Raw genomic sequence first — 19,525 nt, forward strand, 5'->3', positions numbered from 1 at the left:
GCCTTTTCCTATGAAATCTTATCCCGATTCCTATCTCCATTTTGAAAACCTCGAATCTCCCGAAACGCAAAATTTTGCCGCCGCGGCGCATGCCGAAACGCGCAAGCGTTTTTTAGAAAACGACAAGGCGCGCGAATTGTCTGACGGCATTTTGGCGCAGTTGCAGGACACGCGGCAGATTCCGTTTTGTCAGGAACACCGTGCGCGGATGTACCATTTTCATCAGGATGCGGAATATCCGAAGGGCGTGTACCGCGTATGTACCGCGGCGACTTACCGTTCCGGCTATCCCGAGTGGAAAATCCTGTTTTCAGTGGCGGATTTCGATGAATTGCTCGGCGACGATGTATATTTGGGCGGCGTGTCGCACTTGGTGGAAAAGCCCAACCGCGCGTTGTTAACACTGAGCAAATCGGGCGGCGATACGGCGTACACGCTGGAAGTGGATTTGGAAGCAGGGGAGTTGGTAGAAGGCGGTTTTCACTTTCCGGCAGGCAAAAACCATGTGTCGTGGCGCGATGAAAACAGCGTGTGGGTGTGTCCGGCTTGGGACGAACGCCAGTTGACCGAATCGGGCTATCCGCGCGAAGTATGGCTAGTGGAACGCGGCAAGAGTTTCGAGGAAAGCCTGCCGGTGTATCAAATTGCCAAAGACGGCATGATGGTAAACGCGTGGCGTTACCTCGATCCGCAGGGTTCGCCGATTGATTTGATTGAAGCGTCGGACGGTTTTTACACCAAAACCTATTTGCAGGTCTCAGCCGAAGGCGAGGCGAAACCGTTAAACCTGCCCAACGATTGCGACGTAGTCGGCTATCTGGCTGGACATCTTTTGCTGACGCTGCGCAAAGACTGGAACCGCGCGAACCAAAGCTATCCGAGCGGCGCATTGGTGGCAGTAAAATTAAACCGCGGCGAATTAGGCGCGGCGCAGCTTTTGTTTGCGCCCGATGAAACGCAGGCATTAGAAAGCGTGGAAACGACCAAGCGTTTTGTGGTGGCGAGCCTACTGGAAAACGTACAAGGCCGTCTGAAAGCATGGCGTTTTACCGACGGCAAATGGCAGGAAGTCGAACTGCCGCGCCTGCCTTCGGGCGCGTTGGAAATGACCGACCAACCGTGGGGCGGCGACGTGGTTTACCTTGCCGCCAGCGATTTCACCACACCGCTGACGCTGTTTGCATTGGATTTGAACGTGATGGAACTGACCGTCATGCGCCGTCAGCCGCAGCAGTTCGATTCAGACGGCATCAACGTGCAGCAGTTTTGGACGACTTCAGCCGACGGCGAGCGCATTCCTTATTTCCACGTCGGCAAAAACGCCACGCCCGACACGCCGACCTTAGTCTATGCCTACGGCGGTTTCGGTATTCCCGAATTGCCGCATTATTTGGGTAGCGTCGGCAAATATTGGCTGGAAGAGGGCAATGCCTTTGTGTTGGCGAACATCCGCGGCGGCGGCGAATTCGGCCCGCGTTGGCATCAGGCGGCGCAGGGAATCAGCAAACATAAAAGCGTTGATGATTTGCTTGCCGTCGTGCGCGATTTGTCCGAACGCGGTATCAGTTCGCCCAAACACATCGGCTTGCAGGGAGGCAGCAACGGCGGCCTGATTACCGCCGCCGCCTTCGTGCGCGAACCTCAAAGCATTGGCGCGCTGGTGTGCGAAGTGCCGCTGACCGACATGATCCGTTATCCGCTGCTCTCCGCCGGTTCAAGCTGGACGGACGAATACGGCAATCCGCAAAAATACGAAGTCTGCAAACGCTGGCTGGGCGAATTGTCGCCGTATCACAATCTTTCAGACGGCATCAATTATCCGCCAGCGCTCATTACCACCAGCCTCAGCGACGACCGCGTCCATCCCGCCCACGCGCTCAAGTTCTACGCCAAACTGCGCGAAACCTCGCCGCAATCTTGGCTCTACTCGCCTGACGGCGGCGGCCATACCGGCAACGGTACGCAACGCGAATCCGCCGACGAACTTACCTGCGTATTGCTGTTTTTGAAAGAGTTTTTGGGGTAGAAGCAAGCAGCAGGACTGACTGTTTCGTAAAGTTGAGAAACAAAATACTCTTGTTTCGGTAAGTGAAAAGAAGGCCGTCTGAAAAACGAATATTAAAGTTTTTCAGACGGCCTTCTTTTCTTTTAACTTTCAACATATCCCGATAAAATGGACACTTTGTAAGTGATCATTGATGGAAGACGCAATTATGGCAGCCGAACCGAAAAATTATACACGATTTAGAAAATAATTTCAAACAAAACAACATATTAAAACTCAAGCAAATCTTTCCCGAAGTCTTTTGCGAAGACCAAATCGACTTTGAGAAACTCAAACTCGTCCTTGGCGCAGAAAACCTTGCCGGTGTGGGCGAACGTTATCAACTCGATGCTGTAGAAACTAGTAGCGTTGTTTACAGTATTTTCAGGAGAATACTGAAACATGAACATGCACAAAAACACCCGTCTCACCCCGTCTCTGGATTTGGATATCCTCAACGGCATCATGCGCCAAGCCGTGTTGCAGCAGCTGCAAACCTACTTGGGCGCGGACGCAGTCATCGAAACGCACATCACCCGCGATATGCTCGAACGCGCAGAAAAAATCCGCCTCTCCAACGCCTTGAGAGGCGTGTTTGAGGCGGATTTGGTGTACTAGGAACAATCAATGATTTCTCGGAAATGGATAAAGCCTGAAGGCGATTATTCGTTAGACGGTTTATCTGTCTGAGACTTGTGCGTTTGCAATATGTTCACTACCTTACCCTCATAACGCTGGCGTAACCACGCCTGTATCCGCTCGTAATCTTTGGCAGGTAGTGGCTGCTCCAATTCGAGAGAGACAACGACGATATCGTCATATGTATCTGTCTTCGGTTCTGCGTTTTTTTGGCTTTCAGACTGTTCGGAAACAGGCGTTGTTTGCGCTTTATCCCAAGCCAAGCCGCGTCCGACAACGATTTTTTCCGCTTCCGGATATTGGGCTTTTAATTCCTTGAGTACCGCTGCATCGTCGATATCGGAGGCTTTGCCTGCCAGTATGGTATCGATATAGGCCTGCTGCTCTTTCAGCTCATTTTGCTGCTGAACCGGGTTGTTTCGGCTTGCCAGCAATTCTTCGATTTTGGCATCGTTCCCTCCCGCATAGACCACGTTGACCTTCGGCTCTTTCACCCCCGACGCGTTAAGGCTTTTCACCAGCAAGGCGGAAATTTTCTCGGCATTGCCCGTTCCATTGACAATCAGACCGACTTTATTTTCTCTGTGGTTCAACATCTTACGCAGCACGAAAAAACCTTCCTGTTGCTGCGCAGTGGCAATGGCGGCATTGGCTCTGGTGTTGAAGATCTCCTGACGCACCAGTCCTGATGCCATATAGCCGCTCGGAATCATCACAGCCAACACGACAGCAGTAATAATGATGCTTTGCAACCGGCGTTTGGATTCCGTTACCAGCCCCCTGCGCGGCAGCTTGAGCAGCTTGGAAAACAACAAGGTCGAAAAAGCGATGAACACGCAGTTGATGGCAAAAAGATATGAAGCACCGAGAAAGTAGTGCCAGTTGCCATGTGCCAGTCCGTAGCCCGCAGTACACAGGGGCGGCATCAATGCGGTAGCAATCGCCACACCCGGTATGGCATTGCCTCCTTCTTTTCGAGTCAGCGCCACAATACCCGCACTACCGCCGAAGAAGGCAATCAACACATCCCAAAGGGTCGGCTGAGTACGCGCCAAAAGCTCGCTTTGCGCCTCTTTAAGCGGGGTTAACAGGAAATACAACGTAGCGGTAATCAAGCTGATGACGACGAATATAATAATATTGCGCACGGCTTGACGGATCAGCGCAGTATCCCCTACCGCCAAACCGTAACCCATACCTACAATCGGCCCCATCAACGGCGAAATCAACATCGCGCCGATCACTACCGCCGTGCTGTTTACATTTAGACCGATACTCGCCACGGCAATGGCAAACATCAATACCCACATATTGGTTCCGGACACCCGAGTATTGGCGCGGATGACGGCATCAATTTTATCGGGATGGGCCTGGTCATGCGCAAGATTGAACACATCTTGCAACTTGGTCATGGCACCATTGTCTTCTTTTGGCTGATTTTCTTGTTCTTCTTGGTTTTTAATGTTTTCTTGGTCTTGCATTTTCATCCTTAAATCAATCTTAACGATTGTCTCTGAATATTTAATTAACTGGAATTTCGGATACTGATAATTATGCTTTAATACTGATTTCAAATATGATTAAGCAGATACCTTGCAGAAGGTTAGCATACACATGAAAACGCTGACAACGCTGATCCTGCGTAGGCCTTCACGAAACCAGCATATGCAAAAACCTTCTCTCAAATCCAATTTCTACTTTTTCAGCAGCAACCGCCATCAAAATTTTTTAAGGGGCTGTACTAGTAGATTAGCCCTAAATTTCACACCATTTTTGCAGGATTTTTAGCTGCCGGGACGGTGTGCCGAAGTTAAATCGAAATTCGCATTCTTTCAAGAACAACGGGAAAGATTTGCGATCGATTCCGTTGTATTTTCGCAAGACACGTTTTGCCTGATTCCAAAAATTCTCAATGCCGTTAATGTGGTTCTGACGGTCGGCAAATTCCTTGGAATGGTTGATGCGGTAATGGATGAAACCGCTCACGTCCAACTTGTCGTAGCTACTCAGACTATCGGTATAAACAATACTGTCCGGCATGATTTTCTTTTTGATGACAGGGAGTAACGTTTCAGACTTGGCATTATCCACCACAACGGTATAGACCCGTCCGTTGCGTTTCAGAATGCCGAAGACAACCACTTTTCCTGCCGCACCGCGACCACGTCTGCCTTTACGCCGTCCGCCGAAATAGCTTTCGTCCAGTTCGACAGAGCCCTCAAAAACCTCATCGGCAGCCAAGGCCAAATGATAGTTGATAACCATGCGGATTTTACGGTAGAACAGTGCTGCCGAATTGGGATGGATACCCAAAATATCGGCGGCAGAACGGGCGGTAACTTCGAGTACAAAAAAACGAAGCAGTTCTTTCTGTACTTTTTTTCTTTAATTTGCAGTGAGTTATCTTCATATTTCGAGGGTAACATATCTGCTAATCTAGTACAGCCCCTTGTTTTTAATAATGTTAATGTTAATACGTAACAAAAACAAATTCCTGCTTGTAGGTTAAAATCAGCATATGCTAATATGCGCAACAACAGGTTTTTCCAGAATAATCTGTGCTAAAATGCAGGATTAGATGGAAAACTCTATCCGAATTCGGTACAATACCGACGAATTATTTCCCTTAAACAACCTGCCGCAAGGCGAAAAGGAACGACTGACATGTCAAACATCGAACAACAAGTTAAAAAAATTGTTGCTGAACAACTGGGCGTAAACGAAGCCGAAGTGAAAAACGAATCTTCTTTCCAAGACGATTTGGGTGCTGACTCTCTGGACACCGTAGAACTGGTGATGGCTTTGGAAGAAGCTTTCGGCTGCGAAATCCCTGACGAAGACGCTGAAAAAATCACTACCGTACAATTGGCTATCGACTACATCAACGCCCACCAAGGCTAATCGGTCGCACCAAACATCCAGCCTCTGCTGCGCCATCGCAATAGAGGCTTTTACCTTATTATTAAACCCCTGAAATTTCAGACGGCATGAGTTTTGCCCGTTTTCACGAAGAAAAAGAGCAAGGCTGCCGCGAAAATCCCGACAACCAACAGCGAGATTATCATGAGTCAGAGAAGAGTAGTCATCACAGGTCTTGGCCAAGTATCACCGGTCGGCAACGACGTCGCCACCGCATGGAGCAATCTGCTCGCAGGCAAAAGCGGCATCGGACGGATTACCCGCTTTGACGCATCCGACATCAACAGCCAAATCGCCGGCGAAGTTCGCGATTTCGACATCGGCCAATACATCAGCGCGAAAGAAGCGCGCCGTATGGACGTGTTCATCCACTACGGTATTGCCGCCGCCCTGCAAGCCATCAATGATTCAGGCTTGGACGATTTGGAAACCCTCGACAAAGACCGCGTCGGTGTCAACATCGGCTCCGGTATCGGCGGCCTGCCCAGCATCGAAGCGACCGGCAAAGCCGTTATCGAAGGCGGCGCGCGCAAAATCAATCCTTTCTTTATTCCGGGTTCGCTGATTAACCTGATTTCCGGTCACGTGACCATCCTCAAAGGCTACCGCGGCCCGAGTTACGGCATGGTTTCTGCCTGTACAACCGGCGCACACTCCATCGGCGACTCTGCACGATTGATTAAATACGGCGACGCAGACGTGATGATTGCCGGTGGCGCAGAAGGCGCGATCAGCACTTTGGGCGTCGGCGGTTTTGCCGCCATGAAGGCACTTTCCACCCGCAACGACGACCCTGCTACCGCTTCCCGTCCGTGGGACAAAGGCCGTGACGGTTTCGTTATCGGCGAAGGCGCTGGCGTGCTGGTGTTGGAAGAATTGGAACACGCGAAAAAACGCGGTGCGAAAATTTACGCCGAAATCGTCGGCTTCGGTATGAGCTCCGATGCTTACCACATTACTGCGCCTAACGAAGAAGGCCCTGCATTGGCCGTTACCCGCGCCCTGAAAGATGCCGGCCTGAATCCTGAAGACGTTGATTACGTTAACGCACACGGTACATCGACTCCTTTGGGAGATGCCAACGAAACCAAAGCCATCAAACGCGCTTTGGGCGATCATGCGCGCAAAGTCATCGTTAACTCCACCAAATCCATGACCGGCCACTTGCTCGGCGCGGCCGGCGGTGTGGAAGCGTTGTACAGCGTGTTAGCGGTACACGAGCAAAAATCTCCACCGACCATCAACATCTTTGAACAAGACGTTGAAGCCGGTTGCGATTTGGACTACTGCGCCAACGAAGCACGCGATGCGAAAATCGACGTTGCCATCTCCAATTCCTTTGGCTTTGGCGGTACCAACGGCACATTGGTATTCAAACGCTTCAAAGACTGATAGAAGGTTTTAAGTAGATTAAAAGGCCGTCTGAAACTAGGTTTCAGACGGCCTTTTTTATTTTAAAATACAAATATTCTTGATAATCTGTATCATTTATATAAAAATATCGACTCCAATCAATATTGCCCGGATTTTGACGGGCAATCAACCCAATTACATTTTTAAGGAGTCTGCAATGAAAACCATCCGTATTCTAGCATTGGCCGCTGCACTGGCCGCCGTGCCTGCATTTGCGTCTGATTTCGGCCATGAACAGGCATTGACCATAGACGGCAAGCCTGCCCATCTGGCAGAAACTTCAGCCCGTATTTTGGCAAACGAAACCCTGACTGCGCCGCAACTGGTCGAAGATATCACTGATGGATTCGGTTCGAAAAAAATTCCAGGTTATAAATTGATGATTATGGGCCGCACTTATTCGGTGGCGGCAGAAACCAAACCGCCGAAAGAGGGCCAAACTCAGTGGCGGGACAATACGTTCATTCATCGCGGCGTAAAACTGTTTGTCGGTATTCCGGTAAAAAACGGCAAGATGGATTTGGCGTCTGCCAGATTGATTAATATCGGCGTGGTTGACGATAACGGTGGTGCCGCGCCTCATGATGAGGGTGAAAAAATCCGTCCGGTCGGTAAGCAGCTGATGTCCCCCGATACCAAAGTGGGAAATGTGAAACTCAATATTGCCAAACTGACGTTGCCAAATATGAAATTAGGCGAAACCAGTGGCGGTGGTGTGAAATTGGAAGCATCGGCAACATTGGACGGTAAGCCGATACAGACCAAAATCGACAGCACGTTCTCCCGCTTCTATTCCGCCAAACCAGCCGCTACACGGCCGTTTATGGCAGATGCACGGTTTGTGAAATAATCGTAAAGGCCGTCTGAAATCCTGCTTCAGACGGCCTTTTATATAACGAAACTGCATAAGTTTAGTTTTTCATAGATTAAAGGTAAGGAGTTAAAAAAGCGTAGAATGGCGATTTTAAAAATTCATCATTGGAGGTCGATCATGACGGTAACGATTTTAGACGGCGGAATGGGGCGTGAACTGCATCGGCGTGGCGCACCGTTTCGTCAGCCGGAATGGTCTGCTTTGGCTTTGATGGAAACACCGGAGATTGTACGCGAAACGCATTTGGACTTTCTTCGCGCAGGCGCACAGGTGATTACGACCAACAGTTATGCGCTTGTTCCGTTTCATATCGGGCAGGAGCGCTTTGATGCTCAAGCTGCCGAATGGGCAAGGCTTTCCGGCCGTTTAGCGCGTGAAGCGGTGGAACAAAGCGGGACTACTGCAAAAGTAGCCGCAAGCCTGCCGCCGTTATTCGGTTCTTACCGCCCTGACTTGTTTGACAAACAAGTCGCACCTGCTTTGGCGCGCCCTTTAATATCGGGTTTGATGCCGTTTGCTGATATTTGGTTGGCAGAAACCGTATCCAGCTTGGAAGAAGCGCGTTTCTGGCGCAGCAGTCTGCCTGATGACGGTAAGCCGTTTTGGGTATCGTTTACTTTGGAAGATACGATGCCGCATGATGTACCGGTGTTGCGTTCGGGAGAAACCGTGCACGAGGCGGCGGATTTCGCGGTAGAAATAGGTGCGGCGGCAATGTTGTTCAATTGCAGTCAGCCTGAAGTAATGGCAGAAGCTTTGAAAGTGGCACATGAAGCCCAAGGCCGTCTGAAACTGGGTGTGTACGCCAATGCATTTGAACCGGTACAAGGTCAGATGAACGAGGCCAACGACGGTTTGGATCCGATTCGCTCCGATGCCACGCCGAAAAATTATTTGGCATGGGCGAGACAATGGGCGGATTTGGGTGCTGAAATCATCGGCGGGTGCTGCGGTATCGCACCTGAACATATCCGTGCGTTGGCGCAAGGATTTAAGGCCGTCTGAAAGCAGCTGCATAATATTTTGATACGGTTAGAACAGGCTAAAAAAGCCGGTAATGCCGTCGCTTCACAAACACATAATGATAAAAATCAGGAATAAACATGTCGCAAAAATCTCAAATCGGCTTGGCCGCGCTGACGGCCTTGGTTATCAGTTCCATGATTGGTTCGGGTATTTTCAGCCTGCCGCAGAATATGGCTGCCGTTGCAGGTTCGCAGGCTTTGCTGTTGGGTTGGCTGATTACCGGTGTGGGCATTATCTTCCTCGGCCTGTCATTTTCGGCCTTGTCCAAACTTAAGCCCGAATTGGATGGCGGTATTTATACGTACGCCCGCGACGGCTTCGGCGATTTGATGGGTTTTTTCTCGGCGTGGGGCTATTGGCTTTGCACCACGGTCGGTATTGTCGGCTATTTGGTGGTTGCGTTTGAAGCAGTAGGCGGATTTGTCGATACGCCGGACAACGTGATTTTCGGCAAAGGCAACACATTTGCTGCTTTTGTTGGAGAATCAGTAATTGTGTGGCTGATTTACTGGTTGGTGGTGCGCGGTATTAAAGAAGCGGCAGGAGTGAACCTGATTGCGACGGCAGTCAAAGTATTTCCGCTGATTTTATTTATTGGTATGGCAGCCTATTTCTTTCAAACCGAAGTGTTTATGTCCGATTGGACAGGGGCGAGCCTTGCTACGCCTGAAAATCCTGATGTCAGCCTGATGACGCAGGTGAAAAACACAATGCTGATTACGCTGTGGGTGTTTACCGGTATTGAGGGTGCGGCGGTTTTGTCCAAGCATGCGCGAAGTCGTGCTGATGTCGGTCGAGCAACCATTATCGGCGTCAGCTTGACGCTGGCCATGTATGTGGCAATTACCGTCTTGGCTCAAGGCATTTTGCCTCGTGCGGATATTGCAGCAATGGCTAATCCGTCTATGGCGGGCGTGTTGGCGCACATGGTCGGCTCTTGGGGTAAAGTGTTGATTTCTTCCTGCCTGATTGTGTCTGTGCTGTCGTCTTATTTAAGCTGGACGCTGTATGCGACCGAGATTCCGCACATGGGTGCGAGAAACGGCGCATTTCCAAAATCGTTTATCCCGTTGAATAAAAACGAAGTGCCGCAGGGTTCATTGATGTTTACCACCTTGACCGTGCAGTTTTGCCTATTGCTGGTGTGGTTAAAAGGCGAGGATTATTCTGCCTTGCTGATGGTATCGACTTCCATGATTTTGATACCATATTTGTTAATTGGTGCATATCTGCTCAAATTATCGCTGACACAAAAGGCCGCGGCGAAATACCGTCTTATCGGCGCGGCAGCAACGCTTTATGCGGCTTGGATTGTCTATGCGGCAGGCACGGAATATTTGCTGCTTTCAGTCTTGCTCTATTTGCCCGGCGTATTACTGTTTTTCTATTCGCAAAAGAAACACTACGGAAATTGTCAGTTCAACCGTATGGAAAAAGCCGTATTGGTATTGCTGTTGATTTTGGCTGTGCCGGCCGTACAGCAGTTTGTCGCTAGCTTACAAGTGTAAGCAGAAAGGTTTGAAAAAGGCCGTCTGAAATCCAGTTTCAGACGGCCTTTTATTGATAAAACCGATTCAATATCGCATCATTTTGCTGTCTACCTGCATTGCCCAAGCATCAATACCGCCTTGCAGGTTGTAGAGGTTTTCAAATCCGGCGTCTTCCAAATACATTGCCGTGTGCAGGCTGCGGATGCCGTGGTGGCAATAGACAACAATGGGTAAATCATCGTCGGGCAGCTCGTTTTGGCGCAGGGGGATGAGGTTCATCGGGATATGAATGGCGGCGGGCAGGGTGCAGATGGCGCGTTCTTCATCGGTGCGGACGTCGAGCAGATGAAATGCGCGGCCTTCGTCCTGCCATTGTTTCAATTCGGTGGGAGAGAGTTGGATGATGTCGGTCATAGGGTTGGGTAAAAGCATGAGGCCGTCTGAATTTTCAGACGGCCTGTTGTTTAAAAATCGAAATCGCCAAACGGATTGGCCGATTTGTCTTCCAAGTGTGCTACGACGGTGTCGAACAATACTTTTTCGGAAAACTCATTGCCGTTGCGCGTCAGCAAAAGCGCGTGTTGTACCGGTTTGCGGCCGACGATGACCACCATACGGCCGCCGTCTTTCAGTTGCTCTTTCAGAATTTCAGGTACGCTGTCTACTGCGCCGCCTACATAAATCGCATCAAAAGGCGCGCCTTGCGATGCTTCGGTCAGGCCGTTGTTTTGCACATAATCGACGTTGGCAAAGCCTAATTCGTCCAAAACTTTTTTGGCGCGTTGCTGCTGCTCGGCATCGATGTCGTCAGTTACGACTTTGCCGGCCAGTTTGGACAGCAGAGCGGTTGCATAGCCTGAGCCTGTACCGATTTCTAAGACGGTTTCGTCTTTTTTCAGTTTCAAACCTTGAGCCAGGCGGGCAACGACTTTGGGTTCCAACATCTTATGGCCGTTAGCCAGCGGCAGCTCCATATCCGCATAGGCCAAACCTTGAAAAGCCTCGCCGACAAAATGTTCGCGCTCGATCTCCTCCAAAGCATCCAAAATGTCGAAGTCCAAGACATCCCACGGACGAATCTGCTGTTCAACCATATTGAAACGCGCTTTTTCAAAGTCCATATTTGTGCTCCGTTCAATTCTTAATTTTATCGAAGCATACATTATAAATCCTTGTCGGAGAGTGTGCCATCTTTCAGACGGCCCCGGAGGCCCGTTAATAATTGCCAAGCTCACATATATCCACTAAACTTTCACATTACACGACGCTACAGCAAGCAACAACCAACACACGGAGCAATAAAGATGTATCACCAAATCGGAATGTGGGACCAAAAATGGGTTATCGGCAACTGGAAAATGAACGGCCGACTCCAAAACAACAATGCGCTTATGCACCGCTTCCGTGTCATGCCAACTGCAGAACGCGTGTTAATCGGCTTGGCCGCTCCGACCGTTTATCTGTTGCAACTGCACAACGCCATGCAGATTGTTTTGAACAACCGTATCTTGACCTGTGCGCAAGACGTGAGCCGTTTCCCGAATAACGGCGCGTACACCGGCGAAGTGTCCGCCGAAATGCTTGCCGACATCGGTACAGACATCGTCCTCATCGGCCACTCCGAGCGCAGCCTTTATTTCGGCGAGAAAAACGAAATCCAACGACGCAAAATGGAAAACGTCCTCAACGTCGGCCTGATTCCATTGTTGTGCGTCGGCGAAAGCCTGGAAGAGCGCGAAGCCGGTAAAGAACACGAAGTTATTGCCCACCAGCTTTCCATCCTGCAAGGTCTGAACACCCAAAACATCGCCGTTGCCTACGAGCCGGTTTGGGCGATCGGTACAGGCAAAGTCGCCACCGTCGAACAAATCGCCGACATGCACGCATTTATCTACAAAGAAATCTTGTCTTTGTGCGGAAGCGATGTTAAAATCCGCGTTCTTTACGGCGGAAGTGTGAAAGCGGATAACGCGGCCGACATCTTCGCAGTACCTCATGTAGACGGCGCATTGGTTGGTGGCGCGTCATTATCCTATGACTCCTTTACCGCCATCATCAACGCAGCACAAGCCTCGTAGAAAACATATGGAAGCCTTTAAAACCCTTATCTGGATTATTAATATTATTTCCGCTCTATTCGTAATCGTGTTAGTATTGTTGCAACACGGTAAAGGTGCGGATGCCGGCGCAACATTCGGTTCCGGCAGCGGTAGCGCGCAAGGCGTATTCGGTTCTGCCGGTAATGCCAACTTCCTCAGCCGCTCGACTGCCGTTGCTGCAACATTTTTCTTTGCGACCTGCATGGCAATGGTGTATATTCACACCCACTCCAATAAGCACGGTTTAGACTTCAGCGATGTGAAGCAGACCCAACAGGCTCCTAAGCCTGCAACGCCTGCACAAAACAATACAACTCCTGTTGCACCGAATCCTCAGCAGCAGTAAGACAATTTAATTTATGCCGACATGGTGGAATTGGTAGACACGCTATCTTGAGGGGGTAGTGGCCGTAGGCTGTGCGAGTTCAAATCTCGCTGTCGGCACCACATTAGAAAATCTAACCGCTTTTTAGCGGTTATTTTTTCGTCTTGAGAATCTGCCTTTCATTTATTTTTAGGCCGAGACAGGGAAATACAATGAAGCGTTTGGTTGTCGGCATCAGCGGTGCCAGCGGTTTTCAGTATGGCGTGAGGGCTTTGCAGCTTTTGCGTGCGCATCAGGTAGAAACGCATTTGGTGGTTTCGCAAGGGGCGGAGATGACCCGCGCTTTGGAAACGGATTACACTAAAGAAGACGTTTATGCTTTGGCGGATGTCGTGCATTCTGTCCGTAATGTCGGGGCAAGTATTGCCAGCGGTTCGTTTTTGACGGATGGAATGTTGATTGCGCCGTGTTCAATGAAAACCTTGGCTTCAGTTGCTCATGGATTTGCCGATAATTTGCTCAGCCGTGCGGCGGATGTAACATTGAAAGAGCGGCGCAGGCTGGTGTTGATGGTGCGTGAAGCGCCGTTAAACTTGGCACACATCGACAATATGCGCCGTGTAACAGAGATGGGCGGCATTGTGTTTCCTCCCGTTCCGGCTCTGTATCAGAAGCCAGAATCCATCGAAGATATGATTACACACAGTGTCTCTCATGCTTTGGACTTGTTCGGTATTTTTCAAACCGATGCGCCGCGCTGGCAGGGCTGATGTTTCAGACGGCCTGAAAATAAATTGAATACACTGAGAAAGAGGATAAAATCATGCAAGCGATTCCTACCAATATCGTTAAATTTTTGAGCAATCATCATGTCGTCAGTATTGCCGCTGCGGCAGACGGCGAAGTTTGGGCGGCTTGTTGTTTTTATGTGTTTGATGAGGCGAATGCCCGATTGATTGTGTTGACTTCTTTGAAAACGAAACATGGCGGAATGATGAGCCGTTCTGCCAAAGTAGCCGGTACCATTGCCGGTCAGCCTGACAGTATCACAAAAATCAGCGGCATTCAGTTTGCGGCGACTGCCGCTTTGATTGAGAATGAAGCGGATTTGAAAGCGGCGCAGTCTTTATTTTACAAAGCGCATCCTGCTGCTCGAGTGATGAAAAGTGATGTCTGGGCGTTGAATTTGGATAATGTAAAATTCACTGACAATAAATTGGTATTCGCACAAAAAACGTACTGGAATCGCGAGGATTAAGAAAAGGCCGTCTGAAAGATGAAATTTCAGACGGCCTTTGGTAAGGTTACAAATTAATCGTGTCCGAGCTCGACAGTTTTGTCTTTGTAACGTGTATCAGGAACCAAAACGATTTTCTCGTCCACTTTGCCGATGGCTTTCACGTCTTTGCCCGGATAGTCCAGCTGGTGCAGGAAGTAGCGGATACAGTTCAAACGTGCACGTTTTTTGTCGTCGGAGCGGATGATGACCCAAGGCGCGTCGCCGGTATGGGTGTGGAAGAACATGGCGTTTTTGGCTTCGGTGTAGTCGTCCCAGCGGTCGAGCGACTGGATATCCACAGGGGACAGTTTCCAGTGTTTCAGTGGGTCGTCACGACGGGAGATGAAGCGGCGGAGTTGTTCTTCACGGGATACGGAGAACCAGAATTTGAACAGATGGATACCGCTGGCAACAAGCATACGTTCCAATTCAGGAGTTTGACGCATGAAGAGCAGGTATTCGTTAGGTTCGCAGAAGCCCATTACGCGTTCTACGCCTGCACGGTTGTACCATGAGCGGTCGAAGAATACCATTTCGCCTGCGGTCGGCAGGTTTTGGATGTAGCGTTGGAAATACCATTGGCCGCGTTCGGTAGTGGTTGGTTTTTCCAAAGCAACCACGCGCGCGCCACGCGGATTCAGGTGTTCCATAAAGCGTTTGATGGTACCGCCTTTACCGGCTGCGTCGCGGCCTTCAAACAGGCTGACGATACGCTGACCGGAATCTTTAACCCAGCTTTGTACTTTCAACAATTCGATTTGCAGCTTCTGTTTTTCTTTTTCGTAAACAGAGCGGCGCATACGTTGTTTGTACGGGTAGTTGGCAGGAAGCGGTGCGCTGCTCGAATCTTCGTCAGTGCCGCGTCCTTCGTGTTCCAAAACAGCCTTTTCGAATACTTGCAGCTGGTCTTGTTTCTCGCCCAGTTCAACATTCTCGAACGGTTCTAATTGGTGGTCTGCCATAAAGTCTCCTTATCGATTAAGTTTTAAATGATATGGTGTGGTATGACTTGATTTTACCTCTTTATGCTGTGTTAGCCTACATAAAATTACACATAAGCGATTTTTTCCGACTTGTTTGATAATTTTTGTAAAACCAGCGTATAATCAGCCTATTTGTATCATACATCATGCCTTATTTCGCCCTGTTCGACGATGCCGTGAGCGGCCGAGCAAAACTCTATCAAAATCATGTAGAAAGCCATCGGTTTTATCATAACGAACTGGATTCGTTAACAAGTATTTTGCAAGCCGGCTGGAAAAAGGGTTTGCATGCAGTGTTGTTTGTAGACTACGAATTTGGGTTGCCGCTGATGGATATTCCATCTGGCCGCAGTGGCAGTCTACGTTTGCACTGGTTTGCCGATTGTTCTGAAATCGATGCCGAAAGCTGGTTGGCCAATCATTCAGACGGCCTGGCGGCAGGTATCTCCACTCCCCGATTCTCCGTATCCGAAGCCGATTATCTCGAGCATATCAACCAAATCCACGAGGCCATCCGCCGTGGAGATACCTATCAAATCAATTACACCGAGCGCCTACACCTGCAAGCTTACGGCAATCCGATTCAGCTTTACCGCCGCTTGCGCCAGCCTGTGCCGTATGCCGTTTTGTCTTGTCTGCCCGACGGGGCAGGGCAGGAAGCGTGGACTTTGTGTTTTTCTCCCGAACTTTTCCTCAAAATCGATTCAGACGGCCTGATCACAACCGAGCCGATGAAAGGCACTGCGCCGATTCTTCATGACGGACAAGATGAATGCCGCGCCGTTGAATTGCAAAACGACCCGAAAAACCGCGCCGAAAATGTGATGATTGTCGATTTGTTGCGCAACGACCTCGGCAAAATCGCGCAAACGGGCAAAGTACGCGTGCCTGAACCGTTTAAAGTTTCCCGTTTCGGCAGTGTTTGGCAGATGACCAGTGCCATCGAAGCGCAGGCGCTGCCTGATGTTTCGGTTGCCGATATTCTCCGCGCAGCCTTCCCGTGCGGCAGTATTACTGGTGCGCCCAAACGCATGAGTATGCACATTATTGAGTCTCTTGAGTCCGAACCGCGTGGTTTGTACACAGGCAGCATTGGCTTTTTGCATCCGTGCGATACGGGTTTGGGATTTGAAGGCGTATTTAATGTTGTGATTCGTACCTTATCTCTGAAACCGGTTTCAGACGGCCTTTATCAAGGTGTTTATGGCGTGGGTTCGGGGATTGTGATTGATAGCGACCCTGAAGCCGAATATCGCGAGTGCGGTTGGAAGGCGCGTTTTCTGAATGACTTGCGGCCTGATTTCGGTATTTTTGAAACCATGCGCGTGGAATACAAACAATGCCGTTTGCTCGATTTGCACTTAGGCCGTCTGAACAGATCGGCACAAGCGCTCAACCTGTCTTGGCCTCAAAATGCAATAGAGCAAATTCAACATTATATAGATGAGTTGCCAAGTGGGTTATTTAGAGTCAAAGCAGCTTTGTTTTCAGACGGCCTTTCATTGAGCCATGGGGCTGTTTCTGAATTGGATGGGCAGCAATACGTCATCCTGAGTGAACACACATTAAACCAACGCGATTATCTACGCCGTTTCAAAACCACACGCCGTGAAATTTTTGACCAAGCATGGAAAACGGCAGAAGGGCAGGGTGCATTTGACAGTCTGTTTTTCAATTCAGACGGCCTTTTGTTAGAGGGTGGAAGAAGCAATGTGTTCGTCAAATATCAAGGACAATGGCTCACGCCGTCTTTGGATTTGGATATTTTGAACGGGGTAATGCGCCAAGCGGTATTGAAGCAGTCTCAGCTATATTTAGGTGCAGATACAATCAAGGAAGCCCACATCACGCGCGCTATATTGGAAAATGCGGAAGAAATCCGTTTGAGTAACGCTTTAAGGGGCGTGTTTGCGGTTTCGCTCCGTAAATAAATGGCAATAGTCAAATCATCGTGATTCAAATTGTCGTAAAGCGGCAATATCCGATAGAATACGTCATTTCAACAATGAGGTCGTCTGAAAGGGAAAACAATATGGCAAAAGCAAAAGGTGGATTGGGACGCGGTTTGGATTCGCTGATTTCCAATGCAGTGGACAGCAGCAGTAGCGACCGCCTGACAACGGTTGCCATCGCCGATATTCAGCCCGGCCGTTATCAGGCGCGTGTGCAAATTGATGACGAAGCTTTGCAGGAATTGGCCGATTCCATTAAAGCGCAAGGCATTATCCAGCCGGTTATCGTACGCGAACGTGGTTTGTCTCAATATGAATTGATTGCCGGAGAACGCCGTTGGCGCGCTTCCCAGTTGGCCGGTTTGACCGAAATTCCCGTCGTCATTAAAACCATCAGCGACGAAACTGCGTTGGCCATGGGTTTGATTGAAAACTTACAACGTGAAAACCTGAATCCGATTGAAGAAGCGCAAGGTTTGAAACGCCTTGCCGATGAATTCGGCCTGACTCATGAAACCATCGCAAAAGCCGTCGGTAAAAGCCGTAGTGCCATCTCCAACAGCCTGCGTCTGTTGAGCCTGCCTGAGCCGGTTCAGGAAATGCTTTACCAACGCCGTCTGGAAATGGGTCATGCCCGCGCGTTGCTGACCTTGCATGTGGTTGACCAATTGGAGTTGGCACAAAAAGCCGTCAAAAACGGTTGGTCGGTACGCGAGGTAGAGCGCCGCAGCCAGTTGGCACATCAAAAAGCCAAACCGGAAGCAACCAAAACCATTAACCCGGATATCCGCCGCATCAATGATGCATTGACCGAGCATTTGGGCGTTAATGCCGAAGTCAAAACCAGTAATCAGAAAAAAGGCAAAATCGTGCTGCATTTTGATACGCCGGAAACATTCGAATATTTGCTGAAGCAGTTAGGCATCAATCAAGCGTTCTAACGGCTTTATAAACAGAACGGGCCGTCTGAAAAAAGCTTTTCAGACGGCCTCAATTTTTGAAAAAGCGTAGAGCGTATAAATGTTTACAATACAAATCAAAATCTTCTGTAAAATCTGTGTAGCAACATGTAATTTGTGTTAAACTCCGTTCCTGCAAAGATTTGTTTTATATGTGTTAATCATTTATCTGTGAAAGGTTCACAAAGATTAACATATTGCTTGACGTTAATAAACTTCTTGATTATATTAATTTACCTTGCGTTTTGGGGTGTGAAGTACAATGAATCAGATAGTCCCATTGCAAGTGATTGTATTGTTAATAATTTCAGTTGTTTGTGCGTTATTTTCCGGATTGCCCGGCTTCCTCTCTGCTTTTGCGGGAGGATTTTCGTACATTTTGCCTACCCTGGTTGCAGTTTTACTTTTAAAGTTTTCCCGACGAAATCCCGAGTTGCAAAGCTCGATGTTTGTCGGCGGAGAGGTTTTAAAAGTAGTGCTGTCGCTGGTATCTATGTTGGTCGTTTTTGCGATATGGCATCGATCACTGGTATTTTACCCATTTTTATTGGCGTTTCTTGGCGTCAGTCATTTGGTTTTTTTAGTATTGTTGAGAGTAAAACACTATGGCAGGTGAAACTATGACCGCTGCCGACTACATCAAGCACCACTTGCAAAGCTTGACCAGTATGTCGGATGTTACTCAGGGTCAAGGACTGAAAAACATTGCTGATTTTTCGTTCATTAACCTTGATGCAATCTTTTTTGCCGTTCTGTTGGGCGTAATCGGTAGCTTCCTTTTGTGGCGCGGTGCCAAAAAAGCGACGGCCGGCGTTCCCGGTCGTTTCCAAGCGGCTGTTGAAATTCTGTTTGAATTCGTGGATGACATGTGTAAAAGCATTATCCATAACGAACAATCGCGTAAAGCCGTTGCCCCGTTGGGTCTGACCTTGTTTGTCTGGATTCTCTTGATGAATGCCATGGATATGCTGCCGGTTGATTTGCTGCCGATGGCATGGCAAGGCATTACCGGTAATCATCATGCCCTGTTGCGTGTCGTGCCGACAGCTGACTTGAATACGACTTTGGCTCTGGCGATTGGCGTATTGCTGATCTGTATTTACTACAATGTCAAAATCAAAGGCCTTGGCGGTTGGATTCACGAGTTGTTCTGCGCACCTTTTGGTCCGTGGCTTGCTCCAGCCAACTTCCTGCTGAACTTGGTAGAGTTTTTGTCCAAAACCGTATCCCACGGTATGCGGTTGTTTGGTAATATGTATGCCGGCGAGCTGGTGTTCCTGTTAATTGCCCTGTTGGGCGGTGCATGGGCGTCAACCGGCAGTGTCGAAACTTTGGATCCGATTTTATTTGTGTTCCACCTGATTGCCGGTTTGGCTTGGGCCATTTTCCACATTTTGGTCATCACCTTGCAGGCATTTATTTTCATGGCGTTGGCGTTCGTATATATCGGACAGGCGCATGATGCACACTAATCAAGTAGTTTTTTCGTAGTTTGTTTTTGTAGTTTAACCTTTACTATTTTA

19 protein-coding genes, 1 tRNA gene and 2 pseudogenes are annotated in these 19,525 nt (G+C 49.1%); 16 read left to right on the top strand and 6 right to left on the bottom strand.

Annotated elements, in window-relative coordinates:
• Positions 1–10 precede the first annotated feature (10 nt).
• Positions 11–2,026, top strand: coding sequence for a prolyl oligopeptidase family serine peptidase (locus HMPREF2696_RS04485; RefSeq protein ID WP_004519025.1), 2,016 nt, complete (start codon positions 11–13; stop codon positions 2,024–2,026).
• 248 nt (positions 2,027–2,274) lie between these two features.
• Here HMPREF2696_RS04485 and HMPREF2696_RS04490 read toward each other — a convergent pair whose 3' ends face one another.
• The gene (locus HMPREF2696_RS04490) at positions 2,275–2,448 is read right to left on the bottom strand and encodes a DNA topoisomerase (protein WP_198400575.1); all 174 of its coding nucleotides are present in this window, start codon (positions 2,446–2,448) and stop codon (positions 2,275–2,277) included.
• 22 nt (positions 2,449–2,470) lie between these two features.
• On the opposite strand from HMPREF2696_RS04490, the pseudogene HMPREF2696_RS04495 reads away from it, so the two are divergent.
• Positions 2,471–2,662, top strand: a pseudogene (locus HMPREF2696_RS04495) (aminotransferase class IV); the annotation flags it as partial.
• Positions 2,663–2,706: 44 nt separating this feature from the next.
• Here HMPREF2696_RS04495 and HMPREF2696_RS04500 read toward each other — a convergent pair.
• Both HMPREF2696_RS04500 and HMPREF2696_RS04505 read right to left on the bottom strand, forming a co-directional pair.
• Positions 2,707–4,164 carry a DUF389 domain-containing protein gene (locus HMPREF2696_RS04500; protein ID WP_039861874.1) on the bottom strand — a complete coding sequence of 486 codons (1,458 nt, stop codon included), beginning with the start codon at positions 4,162–4,164 and terminating at the stop codon, positions 2,707–2,709.
• A gap of 274 nt (positions 4,165–4,438) precedes the next feature.
• A pseudogene (locus tag HMPREF2696_RS04505) lies at positions 4,439–5,093 on the bottom strand (IS1595 family transposase).
• Between the two features lie 254 nt (positions 5,094–5,347).
• On the opposite strand from HMPREF2696_RS04505, the gene acpP reads away from it, so the two are divergent.
• The 5 genes from acpP to HMPREF2696_RS04530 all read left to right on the top strand — a co-directional run bounded on the left by acpP (position 5,348) and on the right by HMPREF2696_RS04530 (position 10,423).
• Complete coding sequence (acpP, locus tag HMPREF2696_RS04510) at positions 5,348–5,584, top strand: acyl carrier protein (RefSeq protein ID WP_003679644.1); 237 nt, start codon at positions 5,348–5,350, stop codon at positions 5,582–5,584.
• 162 nt (positions 5,585–5,746) lie between these two features.
• Complete coding sequence (fabF, locus tag HMPREF2696_RS04515; RefSeq protein WP_039861923.1) at positions 5,747–6,994, top strand: beta-ketoacyl-ACP synthase II; 1,248 nt, start codon at positions 5,747–5,749, stop codon at positions 6,992–6,994.
• Between the two features lie 178 nt (positions 6,995–7,172).
• The gene (locus HMPREF2696_RS04520) at positions 7,173–7,865 is read left to right on the top strand and encodes a hypothetical protein (RefSeq protein ID WP_039861873.1); all 693 of its coding nucleotides are present in this window, start codon (positions 7,173–7,175) and stop codon (positions 7,863–7,865) included.
• A 141-nt stretch (positions 7,866–8,006) separates the two neighbouring features.
• Positions 8,007–8,894 (top strand): homocysteine S-methyltransferase family protein, encoded by an 888-nt coding sequence (locus HMPREF2696_RS04525; RefSeq protein WP_039861922.1) that lies wholly within the window; start codon positions 8,007–8,009, stop codon positions 8,892–8,894.
• A gap of 98 nt (positions 8,895–8,992) precedes the next feature.
• Positions 8,993–10,423, top strand: a complete 1,431-nt coding sequence (locus tag HMPREF2696_RS04530) for a basic amino acid/polyamine antiporter (RefSeq protein ID WP_004519017.1) — start codon at positions 8,993–8,995, stop codon at positions 10,421–10,423.
• A 66-nt stretch (positions 10,424–10,489) separates the two neighbouring features.
• On the opposite strand, the gene HMPREF2696_RS04535 is transcribed toward HMPREF2696_RS04530, so the two are convergent.
• Positions 10,490–10,819, bottom strand: coding sequence for a rhodanese-like domain-containing protein (locus tag HMPREF2696_RS04535; protein WP_003679997.1), 330 nt, complete (start codon positions 10,817–10,819; stop codon positions 10,490–10,492).
• 50 nt (positions 10,820–10,869) lie between these two features.
• Positions 10,870–11,526, bottom strand: a complete 657-nt coding sequence (locus HMPREF2696_RS04540) for a protein-L-isoaspartate O-methyltransferase family protein (protein ID WP_070587959.1) — start codon at positions 11,524–11,526, stop codon at positions 10,870–10,872.
• A 183-nt stretch (positions 11,527–11,709) separates the two neighbouring features.
• On the opposite strand from HMPREF2696_RS04540, the gene tpiA reads away from it, so the two are divergent.
• The 5 genes from tpiA to HMPREF2696_RS04565 all read left to right on the top strand — a co-directional run bounded on the left by tpiA (position 11,710) and on the right by HMPREF2696_RS04565 (position 14,087).
• A complete protein-coding gene (tpiA, locus tag HMPREF2696_RS04545) occupies positions 11,710–12,483 on the top strand; it encodes a triose-phosphate isomerase (RefSeq protein ID WP_003748082.1) in 774 nt (257 codons plus the stop codon).
• A gap of 7 nt (positions 12,484–12,490) precedes the next feature.
• Positions 12,491–12,850, top strand: coding sequence for a preprotein translocase subunit SecG (gene secG / locus HMPREF2696_RS04550; protein ID WP_036492092.1), 360 nt, complete (start codon positions 12,491–12,493; stop codon positions 12,848–12,850).
• A 15-nt stretch (positions 12,851–12,865) separates the two neighbouring features.
• Positions 12,866–12,951: transfer RNA gene (locus HMPREF2696_RS04555), tRNA-Leu, on the top strand.
• Positions 12,952–13,041: 90 nt separating this feature from the next.
• Positions 13,042–13,599 (top strand): UbiX family flavin prenyltransferase, encoded by a 558-nt coding sequence (locus HMPREF2696_RS04560; protein ID WP_070587961.1) that lies wholly within the window; start codon positions 13,042–13,044, stop codon positions 13,597–13,599.
• A 53-nt stretch (positions 13,600–13,652) separates the two neighbouring features.
• Positions 13,653–14,087, top strand: a complete 435-nt coding sequence (locus HMPREF2696_RS04565) for a PNPOx family protein (protein WP_004519011.1) — start codon at positions 13,653–13,655, stop codon at positions 14,085–14,087.
• A 53-nt stretch (positions 14,088–14,140) separates the two neighbouring features.
• Here the strand turns inward: HMPREF2696_RS04565 and ppk2 are convergent, their stop codons facing one another.
• Positions 14,141–15,070: a polyphosphate kinase 2 gene (gene ppk2 / locus HMPREF2696_RS04570; RefSeq protein ID WP_004519010.1), complete on the bottom strand. Its 930-nt coding sequence runs from the start codon at positions 15,068–15,070 to the stop codon at positions 14,141–14,143.
• Between the two features lie 167 nt (positions 15,071–15,237).
• Here ppk2 and HMPREF2696_RS04575 point away from each other — a divergent pair, with 167 nt between their 5' ends.
• The 4 genes from HMPREF2696_RS04575 to atpB all read left to right on the top strand — a co-directional run bounded on the left by HMPREF2696_RS04575 (position 15,238) and on the right by atpB (position 19,474).
• Entirely contained in the window at positions 15,238–17,022 is a 1,785-nt protein-coding gene (locus tag HMPREF2696_RS04575; RefSeq protein ID WP_070587962.1) for a bifunctional chorismate-binding protein/class IV aminotransferase, read from the top strand.
• Positions 17,023–17,123: 101 nt separating this feature from the next.
• Positions 17,124–17,984: a ParB/RepB/Spo0J family partition protein gene (locus HMPREF2696_RS04580; RefSeq protein ID WP_039861871.1), complete on the top strand. Its 861-nt coding sequence runs from the start codon at positions 17,124–17,126 to the stop codon at positions 17,982–17,984.
• Positions 17,985–18,264: 280 nt separating this feature from the next.
• Entirely contained in the window at positions 18,265–18,618 is a 354-nt protein-coding gene (locus HMPREF2696_RS11220; protein WP_083300558.1) for an ATP synthase subunit I, read from the top strand.
• The gene (gene atpB, locus HMPREF2696_RS04585) at positions 18,608–19,474 is read left to right on the top strand and encodes a F0F1 ATP synthase subunit A (protein ID WP_003748099.1); all 867 of its coding nucleotides are present in this window, start codon (positions 18,608–18,610) and stop codon (positions 19,472–19,474) included. The genes HMPREF2696_RS11220 and atpB overlap by 11 nt, the downstream gene beginning before the upstream one ends.
• Positions 19,475–19,525: the final 51 nt, after the last annotated feature.

Source organism: Neisseria sp. HMSC058F07 (assembly GCF_001810035.1).
Taxonomy (GTDB): domain Bacteria; phylum Pseudomonadota; class Gammaproteobacteria; order Burkholderiales; family Neisseriaceae; genus Neisseria; species Neisseria perflava.